This window comes from Glutamicibacter soli (assembly GCF_003309065.1).
Lineage (GTDB): Bacteria > Actinomycetota > Actinomycetes > Actinomycetales > Micrococcaceae > Glutamicibacter > Glutamicibacter soli.
Map to the genome: position 1 here is coordinate 67,655 of NZ_POAF01000005.1, position 16,664 is coordinate 84,318.

The 16,664-nt window shown below is 60.7% G+C and carries 11 protein-coding genes and 1 tRNA gene; 1 reads left to right on the forward strand and 11 read right to left on the reverse strand.

Annotation, left to right across the window (positions count from 1 at the left end):
- Positions 1-422: 422 nt before the first annotated feature.
- The 3 genes from C1H84_RS11095 to rpoB form a co-directional block, all read right to left on the reverse strand.
- A complete protein-coding gene (locus tag C1H84_RS11095; RefSeq protein ID WP_053798531.1) occupies positions 423-1,658 on the reverse strand; it encodes a phospholipase D-like domain-containing protein in 1,236 nt (411 codons plus the stop codon).
- Between the two features lie 214 nt (positions 1,659-1,872).
- The gene (locus tag C1H84_RS11100) at positions 1,873-5,763 is read right to left on the reverse strand and encodes a DNA-directed RNA polymerase subunit beta' (RefSeq protein WP_047119686.1); all 3,891 of its coding nucleotides are present in this window, start codon (positions 5,761-5,763) and stop codon (positions 1,873-1,875) included.
- 98 nt (positions 5,764-5,861) lie between these two features.
- Complete coding sequence (gene rpoB / locus C1H84_RS11105) at positions 5,862-9,368, reverse strand: DNA-directed RNA polymerase subunit beta (RefSeq protein WP_053799447.1); 3,507 nt, start codon at positions 9,366-9,368, stop codon at positions 5,862-5,864.
- 711 nt (positions 9,369-10,079) lie between these two features.
- Between rpoB and C1H84_RS11110 the strand changes: the two genes are divergently transcribed.
- Complete coding sequence (locus tag C1H84_RS11110; protein ID WP_113607439.1) at positions 10,080-10,577, forward strand: aminoacyl-tRNA deacylase; 498 nt, start codon at positions 10,080-10,082, stop codon at positions 10,575-10,577.
- Here the strand turns inward: C1H84_RS11110 and C1H84_RS11115 are convergent.
- The 8 genes from C1H84_RS11115 to C1H84_RS11150 all read right to left on the reverse strand — a co-directional run bounded on the left by C1H84_RS11115 (position 10,531) and on the right by C1H84_RS11150 (position 16,495).
- Complete coding sequence (locus C1H84_RS11115) at positions 10,531-11,700, reverse strand: acyltransferase family protein (RefSeq protein WP_113607440.1); 1,170 nt, start codon at positions 11,698-11,700, stop codon at positions 10,531-10,533. The two genes, C1H84_RS11110 and C1H84_RS11115, sit on opposite strands and share 47 nt — an antisense overlap.
- Before the next feature lie 148 nt (positions 11,701-11,848).
- The gene (gene rplL / locus C1H84_RS11120; protein ID WP_047119688.1) at positions 11,849-12,223 is read right to left on the reverse strand and encodes a 50S ribosomal protein L7/L12; all 375 of its coding nucleotides are present in this window, start codon (positions 12,221-12,223) and stop codon (positions 11,849-11,851) included.
- Positions 12,224-12,294: 71 nt separating this feature from the next.
- Positions 12,295-12,816, reverse strand: a complete 522-nt coding sequence (gene rplJ, locus C1H84_RS11125) for a 50S ribosomal protein L10 (RefSeq protein WP_047119689.1) — start codon at positions 12,814-12,816, stop codon at positions 12,295-12,297.
- 932 nt (positions 12,817-13,748) lie between these two features.
- Positions 13,749-14,450, reverse strand: a complete 702-nt coding sequence (gene rplA, locus C1H84_RS11130; protein ID WP_047119690.1) for a 50S ribosomal protein L1 — start codon at positions 14,448-14,450, stop codon at positions 13,749-13,751.
- 139 nt (positions 14,451-14,589) lie between these two features.
- Entirely contained in the window at positions 14,590-15,021 is a 432-nt protein-coding gene (gene rplK / locus C1H84_RS11135) for a 50S ribosomal protein L11 (protein ID WP_047119691.1), read from the reverse strand.
- 127 nt (positions 15,022-15,148) lie between these two features.
- On the reverse strand, positions 15,149-15,985 hold the full coding sequence (gene nusG, locus C1H84_RS11140; protein ID WP_053798534.1) for a transcription termination/antitermination protein NusG: 837 nt from the start codon (positions 15,983-15,985) through the stop codon (positions 15,149-15,151).
- 73 nt (positions 15,986-16,058) lie between these two features.
- On the reverse strand, positions 16,059-16,307 hold the full coding sequence (gene secE, locus C1H84_RS11145) for a preprotein translocase subunit SecE (RefSeq protein WP_047119693.1): 249 nt from the start codon (positions 16,305-16,307) through the stop codon (positions 16,059-16,061).
- A 115-nt stretch (positions 16,308-16,422) separates the two neighbouring features.
- Positions 16,423-16,495: transfer RNA gene (locus C1H84_RS11150), tRNA-Trp, on the reverse strand.
- Positions 16,496-16,664: the final 169 nt, after the last annotated feature.

Below are 16,664 nucleotides of genomic sequence, written 5' to 3' on the forward strand. Positions count from 1 at the left end.
CTTCCATTGTCTAAGTTCTTCGGCACGGCATCGGAGCGGGCGGGCTCTTGCGGGCTCACACTGTTCTTCTGCAGCACTAACTGCTTGCTTTACCGCCCATCCAGGATCAGAATGTCCCTAGGCGTGCGAAAGTGTGGCATTCGTTGCGCAACCTACCCGCAACCCGGACCGTGTCCATTTTGCCACACATAAAACAATTGCCTTAACTCTAGCATTAATCGGCCCCTGCACCATGAACAGTAAGCTATCTCACCGCGTCGGCACCGTGCGATTACTGCTTGATGCCGCCGACCGGCGAGGAATCTGGCTCCAACCTATCCCCCGCCCGTGAACGCGCGAGCGCCGCGAGGTAACGGCCCACTGAACAGCGAGGCGGAGGATCCAGTGGAATCTCTAGTAGCAATATCTGCCAGGAGATAAATCTACTTGCTGACTGTCTGCTTTTCTCCGGCCGGTTCCCCGATCTGCATCAGCCGCTGGGCGTTGGCCTGGTAGGCCTTGACCACATTGCGGTTGTGCAGTTCCAAGATGGCCTCGTCATTGCGGCGCAGACTGGTGGAATTGTAATTGTGGCTCCCAGTGAAGACGAAGGAGGCATCCCCGCGGTTGCCTTCGGGAGAGGCTGAATCACGCATTCCGGACACGACGAAGTACTTCGAGTGCACGCGTCCAGTAGTAGATGTATCCTCTACTACGCGGCGTTCGATGCCCGCGGCATCCAGCACGGCGGCGACCTGCCCGTCAACCGGTCCAGCGGCCACGGTGACCTCGCAGCCTTCGGCCTTCAGACGCCCGAGTTCTTCCGCGACGGCGGCGCGCGTATCGTCCCACTCGCTCATGGTGACAGCCACCGAGCTGTTCTTGTTTTTGCACTGCAGCTCCGAAAGCCGTTGCGCCACCGGGTCCGCAGTTGCCGCCGGGAAGAAGCGGACGACCGACACACCGGCCGGCCCGCGTGAGGTCTCGGTGCGGTGGTAATCCGGAGTCTGCTCCATACGAGCCATGTCCGCATGGTAGGAACGGTATGCACGGTACAGCCCGTCATCGCCGGTCACGGTAAGTGCGTTGTTCCAGTAGCTCACATGGTTCACATCCGTGACGTTGGCCGAGGACTGCACCACTACGTTCTGCTGCCCGGACACCGAGGAGAACAGCGCGAACTTGTTGTGCATGCCCTTGGTCCCCTGGCAGGAGCTGGTGTTCCCCTCCGGCGAGGTATTCGAGCAGACCGCCACCCAGGATCCGGCGGTCGTGTCGGTCCCCAGGGCCTTAATCAGCCGCGCCGACGGCGCCTTGGAAATCTGCCACCCGTCCATGACCACCTGGATCTTCACCCCGCGTTCGTGCGCGGCCAGCAACTGGTCGACGTAGTCTTCGCCGCTCTGTCCCGAAATCACGAATGCCGCCAGCGAAATGGTGGACCCCGCATCGGCCTGCTTGAAGTAGGAGCACAACCGTTCGGCAACTGCTCCGGCCCGGTCCTGCAACGGGTCGGAGAAGACCGCGCCGGTTTCAATTTTGACCGGCGGCGCTGCGGCGCAGGGTGTTTCGGGCTGCTTGCCCGGATCGATCTGCCCGGCGGCCTGCGCCGGCAGCGTACTGAACAGCAGTCCCAGGCCCAGTGCCCCTGCTGCGATGGCTCGTGATGTCTTTCCCAACTTCTCACCGTCTTCGTCTTCGATTCGTGGCGGGTTGCGGGGTTACCCGAGCCCGCGCTCCAACTTCTGCACGATTTCATATTGTGGTGAGCACCAAGTGAAGCCCTGGTGAACAGGCCTTTGCCAAATTAAAAGCGCAAGCGCCCGCCGCACACTTGCGTGTGCGGCGGGCGCCCTACGAGCTGGCTAGCTGCCAGCCTCGGTGCTTGCCGGTTTAGCGGAAGTCCGAGCCGTGGTCGTAGTCGTCCATCGAGATGGCGCGGAATTCAGGCGACAGCCCGCCTTCCAGCGCATCGTCGTAGAGACCCGAGGAGAATGCCGAGGTACCGGTGAACAAAGTTGCCTTTGCCTCGTCGGTCGGCTCGACCTCGACCTGGGTGTAGCGATCCAGACCGGTACCGGCCGGGATCAGCTTACCGATGATCACGTTCTCCTTCAGACCGCGCAGCGGATCTTCCTTGCCCTCCATCGCGGCCTGGGTCAGGACGCGGGTGGTTTCCTGGAAGGAAGCCGCCGACAGCCACGAATCGGTGGCCAGCGATGCCTTGGTGATGCCCATCATCTCGTCACGGCCAGCGGCCGGACGCTTGCCCTCGGCGACTGCCTTGCGGTTCGCAGCGGTGAAGCGCGAACGGTCGGCCAGCTCACCCGGGAGCAACTCGGTCTCGCCGGACTCGATGACGGTGACGCGACGCAGCATCTGGCGGACGATGACTTCCACGTGCTTATCGTGGATGCCCACACCCTGGGACTGGTACACGTCCTGGACCTCGCGGACCAGGAACTTCTGCGCCTCGCGTGGGCCCAGAACTCGCAGCACCTGCTTCGGGTCAAGGGTACCGCTGGTCAGCTGGGTACCGGCGACGATGGACTGGCCATCTTCCACCAGCAGACGGGCACGACGCAGAACCGGGTAGGCCTGCTTCTCGTCGCCGTTGTCCGGTGTGACCACAACACGCAGCTGCTTCTCGTCGTCCTCGATCGACACGCGACCGGAGACCTCCGACATCGGAGCCACACCCTTCGGGGTACGGGCTTCGAAGAGCTCCTGGATACGAGGCAGACCCTGGGTGATGTCGTCGGCCGATGCCACACCACCGGTGTGGAAGGTACGCATGGTCAGCTGGGTACCGGGCTCGCCGATGGACTGCGCGGCGATGATGCCCACTGCCTCGCCGATGTCCACGGTCTTGCCGGTGGCCAGCGAACGGCCGTAGCACAGCGCACAGGTTCCAACGGCCGAGTCGCAGGTCAGCACGGAGCGGACGCGGATCTCATCCACGCCTGCAGCGTACAGCTCGTCGATCAGCACGTCGCCCACGTCGGAACCGGCGGTCGCCAGCACGTTGCCCTCGGCGTCCTTGACGTCGGCGGCCAGCGTACGGGTGTAGGCCGAGTTCTCCACGGTCTCGTGCTTGATGCGGATGCCCGAGCTGGAGTCGGCGATCGCGACGGTCAGGCCGCGCTTGGTGCCGCAGTCCTCTTCGCGAACGATGACATCCTGCGAGACGTCCACCAGACGACGGGTCAGGTAACCCGAGTTGGCGGTCTTCAGCGCGGTATCCGCCAGGCCCTTACGGGCGCCGTGGGTCGCGATGAAGTACTCCAGCACCGACAGGCCTTCACGGTAGGAAGACTTGATCGGACGCGGGATGATCTCGCCCTTGGGGTTGGACACCAGACCACGGATACCGGCAATCTGGCGCAGTTGCAGCCAGTTACCACGAGCCTTGGAGGTCACCATTCGGTTAATGGTGTTCAGCTCTTCCATGCCGTTCTTCATGGCCTCGGCAACCTCGTCGGTGGCCTTGGTCCAGATGTCGATCAGGTCCTGGCGGCGTTCGATGTCGGAGATCAGGCCCTTGTCGTACGAACCCTGGACCTTGCGGGCACGTTCCTCGTACGGCTCAAGGATTTCTGCCTTGTTCATGTTCGAGGTGATGTCCGAGATCGCCACGGTGATGCCCGAGCGGGTAGCCCAGTGGAAACCTGCGTCCTTCAGGTTGTCCAGCGTTGCCGCCGCGACGACCTTCGGGTAGCGCTCGGCAAGGTCGTTGACGATGTCCGAGAGCGCATCCTTGCCGGCCACGCGGGAAACCCATGGGTAGTCCGCCGGCAGCGTGTCGTTGAACAGCACCTGGCCCAGCGAGGTCTCCAGCAAGGCTTCGGTGCCCGGCTCCCAGCCCTCTGGGGCCGGCTGCTCGTCCGAAGGAACGAAGTTCTCGACACGCACCTTGATCGGGGCGTTCAGGTGCAGCTCGCCGCGGTCCTTGGCCATGATGGCCTCGGAGACCGAGGAGAACACGCGCCCGGCGCCGATCTCGTCCTCGCGCTTGGTGGTGAGGTGGTGCAGGCCGATGATCATATCCTGCGAGGGCAGAGCCACCGGACGGCCGTCCGAAGGCTTCAGGATGTTGTGCGAGGACAGCATCAGGATGCGTGCTTCAGCCTGAGCTTCCGGGCTCAGCGGCAGGTGGACTGCCATCTGGTCGCCGTCGAAGTCAGCGTTGAACGCGCCGCAAACCAGCGGGTGCAGCTGCAGGGCCTTGCCTTCGACCAGCTGTGGCTCGAAGGCCTGGATGCCCAGGCGGTGCAGGGTAGGCGCACGGTTCAGCAGCACCGGGTGCTCGGTAATGATCTCTTCGAGAACATCCCACACCTGCGGGCGGTAGCGCTCGACCATGCGCTTGGCGCTCTTGATGTTCTGCGCGTGGTTGAGGTCAACCAGGCGCTTCATCACGAACGGCTTGAAGAGCTCCAGGGCCATCTGCTTAGGCAGACCGCACTGGTGCAGCTTCAGCTGTGGGCCAACCACGATGACCGAACGGCCCGAGTAGTCAACGCGCTTGCCGAGCAGGTTCTGGCGGAAGCGGCCCTGCTTGCCCTTGAGCATGTCGGACAGCGACTTCAGCGGACGGTTGCCCGGTCCGGTGACCGGACGGCCGCGGCGGCCGTTGTCGAACAGCGAGTCGACGGCTTCCTGCAGCATGCGCTTTTCGTTGTTCACGATGATCTCTGGCGCACCGAGATCAAGCAGGCGCTTGAGGCGGTTATTGCGGTTGATCACGCGGCGGTACAGGTCGTTCAGGTCCGAGGTGGCGAAACGGCCACCGTCGAGCTGGACCATCGGGCGCAGCTCCGGCGGGATCACTGGAACGGCGTCGAGCACCATGCCCTTTGGCGAGTTGCCATTGGCCAGGAATGCGTTGACGACCTTCAGGCGCTTGAGGGCGCGGGCCTTCTTCTGGCCCTTGCCGTTGTCGATGATCTGCTTGAGATCTTCGGCTTCGGCTTCGAGGTCGAAGTTCTCCAGGCGCTTCTGGATCGCCTCGGCGCCCATGGAGCCTTCGAAGAACAGTCCGTACTTCTCACGCATGGTGCGGTACAGGCCTTCGTCGCCTTCGAGGTCGGCGACCTTCAGGCCCTTGAAGCGTTCCCAGACCGCACGCAGGCGCTCGGACTCCGCCTTGGCGCGCTTGTCGATCTGCAGCACGGTCTTCTCGGCCAGGGTGCGGGCCTTGTTCAGCTCGGCGTTCTTGGCGCCGTCTGCCTCAAGACGCTCCAGCTCTGCTTCCAGGTCGGCGGCAACAGCCTTCTTGTCGGCCTCGGCATTGTTGGCCAGCTGGCGCAGTTCAAGGTCGTGCTGTGCCTGCAGGTTCGGCATCTCCGCGTGGCGGCGTTCCTCGTTCACCGAAGTGATCATGTAGGCGGCGAAGTAGATGACCTTTTCCAGGTCCTTGGGTGCCAGATCCAGCAGGTAGCCCAAGCGCGAAGGAACGCCCTTGAAGTACCAGATGTGGGTCACGGGAGCAGCAAGCTCGATGTGACCCATGCGTTCGCGGCGCACGTTCGCACGGGTCACCTCGACGCCGCAGCGTTCGCAGATGATGCCCTTGAAGCGCACGCGCTTGTACTTGCCGCAGTAGCATTCCCAGTCGCGGGAAGGACCGAAGATCTTTTCGCAGAAAAGACCGTCCTTCTCCGGCTTCAGGGTGCGGTAGTTGATGGTTTCAGGCTTCTTAACCTCGCCGTAGCTCCAAGCGCGGATCTCGTCCGCGGTGGCAAGGTTGATGCGCATGAGGCCGAATGAGGAATCGTTGGACATAGGGTCCTTTTCTCTCTTCTATGGTGTCTGAAGTCGATACGAATAAGTCGGTGTGCGGCGCGGCCGCCCGGGCTGTGCAGTCCGGGCGGCGCACCGGACTACACTTCCTCTACGGAGTTCGGCTCCGACCGGGACAGGTCGATGCCGAGCTCTTCTGCGGCACGGAATGATTCCTCGTCCGATTCGCGCATTTCGATTGTCTGGCCGTCGGTGCCGAGCACCTCGACGTTCAGGCACAGCGACTGCATTTCCTTGATCAGAACCTTGAACGATTCCGGAACACCGGGCTCCGGCACGTTCTCGCCCTTCACGATGGCTTCGTAGACCTTCACGCGGCCGTGGATATCATCCGACTTGATGGTCAGGATTTCCTGCAGCGTGTAAGCTGCGCCGTAGGCCTCCAGGGCCCACACTTCCATCTCACCGAAGCGCTGGCCACCGAACTGGGCCTTACCGCCCAGCGGCTGCTGGGTGATCATGGAGTACGGACCGGTGGAGCGGGCGTGGATCTTGTCGTCCACCAGGTGGTGCAGCTTCAAGATGTACATGTAGCCGACCGATACCGGATCCGGGAACGGCTCGCCGGAGCGGCCGTCGAACAGACGGGCCTTGCCGGAGTTGCCGATCAGGCGCACGCCGTCGCGGGTCTTGTTGGTCGAATCCAGGATTCCGCGGATTTCCTCTTCCGAGGCGCCGTCGAAGACCGGGGTTGCCACGGTGGTCGGACCCGACTGGCGAGGCAGGTTCGGCAGGTCCTTGACCCACTGAGGCTCGCCCTCGATGTTCCAACCCTGCTTGGCTGCCCAGCCCAGGTGGATTTCCATGACCTGGCCCACGTTCATGCGGCCTGGCACACCCAGCGGGTTCAGCACGACGTCCAGCGGAGTGCCGTCCTCCAGGAACGGCATGTCCTCCAGCGGCAGGATCTTGGAGATGACGCCCTTGTTGCCGTGGCGGCCTGCGAGCTTGTCACCGTTGGTGATCTTGCGCTTCTGGGCCACGTACACGCGCACCAGCTGGTTGACGCCCGGGCTCAGCTCGTCGTCGTTGTCGCGGTCGAAGATGCGAACGCCGATGACGGTGCCCGACTCGCCGTGCGGCACCTTCAGGGAGGTGTCGCGCACTTCGCGGGACTTCTCACCGAAGATGGCGCGCAACAGGCGCTCTTCAGGGGTCAGCTCGGTTTCGCCCTTCGGGGTCACGCGACCCACCAGCACGTCGCCGGCCTCGACCTCTGCACCGATGTACACGATGCCGCGGTCGTCGAGCTGGGAGAGGATGTCTTCCGAGACATTCGGGATGTCGCGGGTGATTTCCTCGGCGCCCAGCTTGGTGTCGCGGGCGTCGACCTCATGCTCCTCGATGTGGATCGAGGTCAGCACGTCGTCGAAGATCATGCGCTGGGAGAGGATGATCGCATCCTCGTAGTTGTAGCCTTCCCAGGACATGAATGCCACGAGCAGGTTCTTGCCCAGGGACAGCTCGCCCATGTCGGTGGACGGGCCGTCGGCGATGATCGACTGGTACTCCAGGCGGTCGCCTTCGGACACGCGCACGCGCTGGTTGTAGGCGTTGCCCTGGTTCGAGCGGGCGAACTTCATGATCGGGTACATCGACTCGGTGCCGTCGTCGTTCATGACAACCACCAGGTCGGCGGAGACCTCGGTCACCACGCCCGGCTTTCCGGCCACCACGGAGTCGCCGGCGTCAACCGCGGCGTACTTCTCCATGCCGGTGCCGACCAGCGGTCGGTCCGACTGCAGCAGTGGCACAGCCTGGCGCTGCATGTTGGCGCCCATCAGTGCGCGGTTGGCGTCGTCGTGCTCCAGGAATGGAATCAGAGCGGTAGCCACGGACACCATCTGGCGCGGGGAAACGTCCATGAAGGTCACTTCATCGGCGTCGACGATGACAGGCTCGCCGCCACCGCCCTTTTCGCGGACCAGCACGGCGTCTTCGATGAACGCGCCGTTCTCATCCAGCGGGGCGTTGGCCTGCGCGATGTAGTGCTGCAGCTCGTCGTCCGCGGTCAGGTACTCGACCTCGTTGGACACGACGCCGTTGGACACCTTGCGGTACGGGGTCTCGATGAAGCCGAAGGCGTTGATGCGGCCGTAGGTCGCCAACGAACCGATCAAGCCGATGTTCGGGCCTTCCGGGGTTTCAATCGGGCACATGCGGCCGTAGTGCGACGGGTGGACGTCTCGAACTTCCATGCCGGCGCGGTCGCGCGACAGGCCGCCCGGGCCCAGGGCCGACAGGCGGCGCTTGTGGGTCAGGCCGGCCAGCGGGTTGTTCTGGTCCATGAACTGCGAGAGCTGCGAGGTTCCGAAGAACTCCTTGATCGCTGCCACCACTGGGCGGATGTTGATCAGGGTCTGCGGGGTGATCGCCTCGACGTCCTGGGTGGTCATGCGCTCGCGCACAACACGCTCCATGCGGGACAGGCCGGTGCGGATCTGGTTCTCGATCAGTTCGCCCACCGCGCGGATGCGGCGGTTGCCGAAGTGGTCGATGTCGTCCACGTTCACCGGAATATCGACGATCTCGCCCTTGCGGGTGCCGGAGATGGTCTTCTCGCCTGCGTGCAACGCAACCAGGTAGCGGATCATGGCGACGAGGTCGTCGATCGAGAGCACCGAAGCGTTCTCAGCGTTGACCGGGGTCTCCACGCCGAGCTTGCGGTTGATCTTGTAGCGGCCGACCTTTGCCAGGTCGTAGCGCTTAGGCTCGAAGTACATGTTCTTCAGCAGAGCCTGGGCTGCCTCGACCGTAGGAGGCTCGCCTGGACGCAGCTTGCGGTAGATGTCCAGAAGCGCTTCGTTCTGGTCCTTGATGTTGTCCTTCTCAAGGGTGGCGCGTACCGAGTCGTACTGGCCGAATTCGGACAGAATCTGCTCTTCGCTCCAGCCCAAGGCCTTAAGCAGGACGGTGACCGACTGCTTGCGCTTGCGGTCCAGGCGCACGCCGATCTGGTCGCGCTTGTCGATTTCCAGTTCGAACCATGCACCGCGGGACGGGATGATGCGTGCCGAGTAGATGGTCTTGTCACTGGTCTTGTCCGGTGCGGACTCGAAGTATGCACCCGGGGAGCGGACCAGCTGGGACACCACGACACGCTCGGTGCCGTTGATGATGAAGGTGCCCTTTTCAGTCATCAGCGGGAAATCGCCCATGAACACGGTCTGCTGCTTGATTTCGCCGGTTTCATTGTTCATGAATTCGGCCTTGACGTACAGCGGTGCCGAGTAGGTGGCGTCGCGGTCCTTGCACTCCGCAATGGTGTACTTCGGATCAGCGAACTCCGGCTCCGAGAAGCTCAGGGACATGGTGTCCTGGAAGTCCTCGATCGGTGAGATTTCCTCGAAGATTTCGGCCAGTCCCGAGGTGTTCGGCACGCTGGAGTCGCCAGCAGCTTCGGCCTTGGTCAGGCGCTCTACCCAGCGCTCATTGCCGACGAGGCGGTCAAAGCTCTCGGTCTGCAATGCCAGCAGGTTAGGCACTTCAAGTGGTTCGTGAATCTTTGCAAAAGAAAGTCGGCCAGCGTATGCAGCATCGCGAGCCGAACTAGCGGTTTGGTTGTTAGGGTTGCTCGAGGCGACCAAGATGGATCCTTCCAAAGACCGTCAGGTTTCCGAACGCTTACCGTGCTAAGGTGCCTGTCATAGGACAAGCCCTCTTTTTCGTCCACGAGACCCACCGCTATATGAAGGCCGCGCGCGCAAACAGTAAGGCGCAAATTTCAACCTTACCGGAGGAATTTGCACTTGTCGACACCTCCGGCCAAAATCCGTGCTATAGTTTTTGGTTCTGCTCTCGCAACCCCTCGCTCCAGTGTCCCGGGACCCCGGATTTCCCGCGCTGGCAGCGTCGCCCTGCTCCCCCGGGCAGGAACTTTTCCCAGATGATCCCGGCATTTTTTCCCTGCGATTTACACCGCGAGGGCATGAGCTAGTTCACACCTGGTGGCCGAAAAATTCGAGTGCCGCACCTACGTGCGATTAGTCACAGGAGTTTCACGGGGCCGTCGATCTTGCGCTCCGGATTCCAAATGAGCGCAGTTTCTGCGATTGACGGAAATTGCTTCTGCCCGAAGGCGCCCGCTCAGCACCCGCACCGCTGCATTGCCTATCCCCCACCGTGGCCGTATCCCACGGGTACTCCCGCGATCCGGGAATCGGCGCGGCATCAAGTGTCGCGTTGGCAAACACCGCCTGCCAGGATCTTCTGCACTAGGCTCAGCTATAAGCATGCCGCGGTCGCAGCGCTGCCCACCTGCACTGCGACCGGGCCGGTCACGTGATGAGGGGTTTTCAATGTCGGATCTGAAGTCGTCGGAAGCAATGACCCGCGTTCTGCTGGATGCAGCACGCCGCGAAGTGCCGATCGACATCGTTCCCCGGGCAGCGGCGACGTCCCTTGAGGAAGCCGCCGAACTTCTGGGTGTGGTACCTGGGCATCTGCTCAAGACCTTGGTGCTCAAGCGATCGGACGATTCATTCGTCTTCGCCCTGATCCCGGGCGGCCGCAAACTGGATTGGGCGAAGATCCGCGCGGTGCTCCGGGTCAACAAGCTTTCGCTGCCCGATGCCGAGACCGCGTTGGCCGTCACTCATTTCGTGCGCGGCACCATTACGCCCTTCGGCTCCCACACGGCACTGCCGGTGATCATCGATGCGAGCGTCTTCGCCGATCCGGTTCCCGAGCGCGTGGCCATGGGCAGCGGGGATCCGATGCACGGCCTGCTGGTGGATCCCCAGGATCTGGTCAGCGGCTTTGAGGCCACGATTGCTGATATTTCGACTCCGGAATAGCCACTGGAGGCTTCGCGAATATTTTCTGCGTGGCGGTCTTGGCCTTGGTCAGGCCGGCGATCGTTGCATTGCGCAGGCGCAGGCCCAGCGGCTTCTCGATGAATCGCACAACAGCATAGGACCACAGCATCAGCACCGCAACGGTGCCGGTCAGCAGGACGTACTTGTTCACTTGGCCATGCAGCTGCTCGATGATCCACCATCCCCACAGTTGGTGGAACAGGTAGAGCGGGAAGGTCAGGGAACCGGCAACGGCAAGCCATTTGGCTCGGATATGTTTCAGCGGTGTTAGCGTGCACAGCGCCAGCAGGCCAACGCAGAGCACGATCAGCGCCTGGAAGTGCCACGCGGGAACGTGCATGTTCGACAGTTGCAGCGCGTCTTCGCTGCCCTTCAAGCCGGTGAAGTAGGCCGCGATCACGGTATTGAATGCCACGACGAACCAGCGCAGCAGGCTGTGGCCATCGCGGTAGATCAGGTAGAGCACCATGCCTGCGGCGAAGAGCGCGGCGTAGGGGCCGGCGATCCAGTCCTGGAGTTTCACGTAGCTGGTGAAGTGCAGATAGAGGCCCAGCGCAGGCCAGAGCACCGAGAGCAGCATGATCGACTTGTTCTTCACCAGGCCGCACAAGAGCATGATGCCAAGCAGGATGTAGAAGCGCAGTTCGACCCAGAGCGTCCAATACACGCCGTCCAGATGCCGCACCTCGAACGCCGTTTGCATCATGGTCAGGTTCGGCAAGATGTCCGCCGGAGTGCGTCCGTCGGCGATCGATGGCCAGAAGACGAAAGACAGCAGCGCTGCCGCGAGCACGGCAACCCAATAAGCGGGATAGAGCCTGCCCACGCGCGAACCGATGAATTGGATGACCGATTTGCCCTGCATCGACATCAGGATCACGAAGCCGGAGATCAGGAAAAACAGCTGTACGCCGATCTGGCCGTACCGGGTGACCGTCGAGAGCACCGGCCAAGTATCGTGGGCATGTTGACCCCAGAAATTGTGGCCCCATGCGGTGTAGTGGTAGAGGACTACGACCACGGCTGCGGTGATACGTAGACCGTCCAGTAATCCCAAGCGCGGGGCCGGTTGACGCGGCTGAATGGTATCGCTGTTTGGCACGCCTCCAACTTTAAACACTGAACCTATAAAAACGCTGTTAATAGAAACGTTATAAATCTATTTCTAAGAAATCATTCAGTTAACGGCCAAGGGCCCACAGATCGAAATCTGTGGACCCTTGGTAATAAGTTGCGAGTGACCGCGTAACTTACTTAACGGTAACGGTTGCACCGGCAGCTTCGAGGGCTTCCTTAGCCTTCTCAGCAGCGTCCTTGGCAACACCCTCGAGCAGAGCCTTAGGAGCGCCGTCAACGAGCTCCTTAGCTTCCTTCAGACCCAGGGAGGTGATTGCGCGAACTTCCTTGATGACTGCGATCTTCTTGTCGCCAGCCGACTCCAGGACTACGTCGAATTCGGTCTGCTCTTCAGCAGCGGCTTCGCCACCGGCAGCCGGGCCTGCAACTGCAACAGCAGCAGCGGTAACGTCGAAGGTCTCTTCGAATTCCTTAACGAACTCGGAAAGCTCGATGATGGTCATTTCCTTGAATGCGGAAAGCAGCTCTTCGTTGGTGAGCTTCGCCATGGTCGGCGTCCTTTCGGTTTTGGCCTTGCGGCCTATGAATATGGGTTACGTTGCGAGAGAATCTCGAAAGCTTAGGCTTCTGCCGGGGCTTCCTCGGCGGCAGCGCCACCGTTCTCTTCGAGCTTTGCACGCAGGGCGTCGACGACGCGGGCAGCAGCGGAAGCTGGAGCCTGCAGCACGGCAGCAACACGTGCCAGCTGAGTCTCGCGCGATTCCAGCGCAGCCAAGGCTGCGATGCCGGCCGTATCAAGTGCCTTGCCTTCGAACCAACCGGTCTTGATAACCAGCTTGTCGTTGGCCTTGGCGAACTCCGTGAGGCTCTTTGCGGCAGCAACTGCATCGCCCTTAATGAAGGCGATAGCGGTCGGACCGGAAAGCTGGTCATCGAATGCTTCGATGCCGGCTTCCTTCGCTGCGATAGCGGTCAAGGTATTCTTCACAACGGCGTACTTGGTCTCCTGACCAAGCGAGCGGCGCAGATCCTTGAGCTGTGCAACGGTAAGCCCACGGTATTCGGTCAAGACAGCCGCAGACGAATCTTTGAAGTCAGCAGTGATCTCTTCAATCGCTGCAGTCTTGCTCGGGGTTGCCATAACACTCCTTCCGGGGATTTGTTCGGTACCGTTTCATAACCGGCGAGGCCATAAAAAAGGCCCCGCGCAGGAGCACAGGGCAGTTCAACTCATTCAAGTCAAATCAAATCTATGAAACCTGCGTTGGTCGTCCTTGCGGACCTTTAGGAGCATAAATGCTCAACCGACGGTCTTCGGTATTTCTATTGTAGGCACGCATCACGCCCTCTTCCAAATTCAGCGGTATCGTCGAGGCGTGATACCGCCCACTTGAACCGCTGCTTAAAAAGACAAGGCCTGCATCTAGCACTTGGGGGACGCTAGATACAGGCTCCTTGTCGATGAGTAAGCTTTGGGGAAACTTACCCACCCAGCGCCTGCATAGTCTTGGGGGTCCCATGCAGACACCGCTGAATAAATCAGTGCTTCAATGGTAGCATTTCTTGCCCATGACACAGAACCGTAAGCTGGCAAATTCCAATGAATTTCCCATGTTTTCGGGGGTTGACACTCCAAGATCCGCGAAATTACGGGGTTAAACGCATGATGAAAAAAATTGAACGCATTTGCATGTTTATGCGAGCGTGGCCGATTTTAGCGCTTTGAGGAGGGTTTCCAGCGTCCGCGTTCCTCTCGATTCCCCGCGTATCGCACTGCCCGGGAGGCTCATCACGAAAGTCCACTTCTGGATGCACCCACTCGGAGATTCATCCCAGGTCCGTGCCCTGTTGCGGGCGCATCTGGGTGAGGGTGCACTTGATTTGGCCGCCCATTTCCTGGCCGGCCCGACGCCTGGCTTCTCCCGCTCCCCTGGACCCACGGCGCCGGGGCAGCCCTGTTATCGACCTTGGGAGGTTGCTTGCACAACAGCGGATGCCCTCGGGGAATGCAAAAGCCCGCGGGCACCATCACGATCAGTGATGGAGCCCGCGGGCTTAAATAAGCTCTAAAGCTTAGGCCTCAACGCGGGTTACGTTCGAGTCAACAGGGATGCCTGGACCGAAGGTGGTAGCGATGGTGGCCTTCGAGATGTAGCGGCCCTTCGAAGCCGAAGGCTTCAGACGCAGAACCTCATCCAGTGCAGCTGCGTAGTTCTCGGTCAGCTGCTTGGCATCGAACGAAGCCTTGCCAATGATGAAGTGCAGGTTCGAGTGCTTGTCGACGCGGAAGTCGATCTTGCCGCCCTTGATGTCGGTAACAGCCTTGGCCACATCCATGGTCACGGTGCCGGTCTTAGGGTTTGGCATCAGGTTACGTGGGCCGAGGATCTTACCCAGGCGGCCAACCTTGCCCATCAGGTCCGGGGTAGCAACCGCTGCGTCGAAGTCGGTCCAGCCGCCCTGGATCTTTTCGATCAGGTCGTCCGAGCCAACGAAGTCGGCGCCGGCTTCGCGGGCTGCCTCAGCCTTGTCACCGTTGGCGAAAACAACCACGCGGGCGGTCTTGCCGGTGCCGTGTGGCAGGTTCACGGTACCGCGAACCATCTGGTCGGCCTTGCGTGGGTCGACACCCAGGCGGAATGCAACCTCAACGGTCGAGTGGGTCTTGTCGCCAGCGATCTCCTTGGCCAGGGCGATTGCCTCGGCTGGAGCGTAGAACTTGTCAGCCTCGATCTTAGCCGCGGCGGCTACATATGCTTTGCTGCGCTTTGCCATCTGCGTTATCTCCTTATGCAGTCGTGGTCATGTGGACCGCGCTGGGTCCTGCCACGGGCGAAAAGTCCGGGTGAACTTATCGCCATTTCTTGAATTCTTGAGTGTCCTTCACCCATGGGGCGAATGACCGAAGGCGTTATTAGCCTTCTACGGTCACGCCCATGGAGCGAGCGGTGCCGGCGATGATCTTGGCTGCTGCAGCCAGATCGTTTGCGTTGAGGTCAGCCATCTTGGAGGTGGCGATTTCCTCAACCTGTGCCTGGGTCAGGTTTGCAACCTTGTTGGTGTGCGGAACACCCGAGCCCTTGGCGATGCCGGCAGCCTTCTTGATCAGCTCAGCTGCAGGTGGGGTCTTAGTGATGAAAGTGAACGAACGGTCTTCGTACACGGTGATTTCAACTGGAATCACGTTACCGCGCTGCGACTCGGTGGCAGCGTTGTAAGCCTTGCAGAATTCCATGATGTTGACGCCGTGCTGGCCAAGTGCAGGACCGATTGGAGGAGCTGGGTTAGCAGCACCTGCCTGGATCTGCAGCTTGATGAGTCCGGTGACCTTTTTCTTTGGGGCCATGTCGGGTCCTTCTACTCTTGCAGTTCCCGCAGCACAGGAGCGTGGTGCGGGTTGTGGCTATCGTGGCGCGACAGCCGAACGCGCCCTCGCATCGAAAGCACTCGAAGCGGGGCACGAAGACTTAATACTACTGGATCTTGGTGACCTGGTTGAAGTTCAGGGTCACCGGGGTCTCGCGTTCGAAGATCGAAACGAGCACAACCAGCTGAGCGGCTTCCAGCTTGATCTCGGAGATCGTAGCCGGCATGGTCTCGAACGGACCATCGTTGACGATGACCGATTCGCCGACCTCGAAGTCCACGGTGACCTCGGTAATCGGGGCGCGGCCTGGCTTCGCGGCGTTTGGCTGCTCGGCCGGGTCGACCACGGTGTGCTCCAGCATGGAGAACACTTCATCGAGGTTCAGCGGGTTCGGATCGTGGGCGTTGCCCACGAAGCCGGTGACGCCTGGGGTGTGTCGAACAACACCCCACGAAGCGTCGGTCAGTTCCATGCGCACCAGGACGTAGCCCGGAATGCGCACACGGCGCACGATCTTGCGCTGGGTGTTCTTGACCTCGACGACCTCTTCCATCGGAACCTGGATTTCGTAGATGAAATCTTCCATGTCCTGGGTCTGGATACGGGTTTCGAGGTTGACCTTCACGCGGTTTTCGTAACCTGCGTAGGTGTGGATTACGAACCAGTCGCCCGGAAGACGGCGCAGCTTCGTGCGGAATTCTTCCTTGAGCTTGGCTACCTTGTCGGCAGCGTCCTCTTCTGCTGGAGCTTCTTCCTCGGCGTCTGCGTCATCGGCATCCACGTCCGCAACGAGGGCCTCGAAGGATTCGTCAACCGCTGCGGTTGCCTCTTCGGTTTCGTCGATTGCAGCTTCTTCAGCTGCCTCCACCTGATCGCCGGTGGCTTCAACGAACTCGTTTTCGACCTCGTCATTAATCTGCGGTTCGAGTTCCTTGTCGGACACTGCGGATCCTGCTTTCTTTGACTGGATGACACTAAAATTGCCTCGGAGCGATTATACCGCCGAGGCAATCAAATTACTGTTCTACTTGCCGGGTGAACAGGAGGATCGATCCCTGCCCGAAGACGAAGTCTAACGCTGTGACGATCGCGATGACCACCACGACGAAGCCAAGAACAACGAAGAAGTAGTTCACGAGTTCGCTGCGCGTTGGTGTGACGACTTTTTTCAGTTCGCCGATTACCTGGCGGAAGAACAGCATGATGCGGGCGAAGATGCCCTTTTTCTGCTTGCCTTTGCCCGAGTTCACTACAGCCTCTGTCACGTTGTTCCTCGTTTCAATTTTTTGGCCAGTTGAAACAATCACGGTGTGCCGCAGCCGTTCTGACCACAACACACCGTGACGTGAGATTCTCGCTGAGCGATAGATCGCTACTGCGCAGGGCAGACAGGACTCGAACCTGCAACCTGCGGTTTTGGAGACCGCTGCGCTACCAATTGCGCCACTACCCTTTAGAGCTGAATGCTCCGTTGCATAATCTTGTCGGATTCAGCGTTATGCCTTGTCCGTTGCGATGTCTTTGCAACGAGAAATAACTTTACGCAACGAAATCCAAAATGTCGAACTGGACAGATGCAGTGTGGCGCATAACGCATTTTCGTCACCACTGGACTGGTCGTG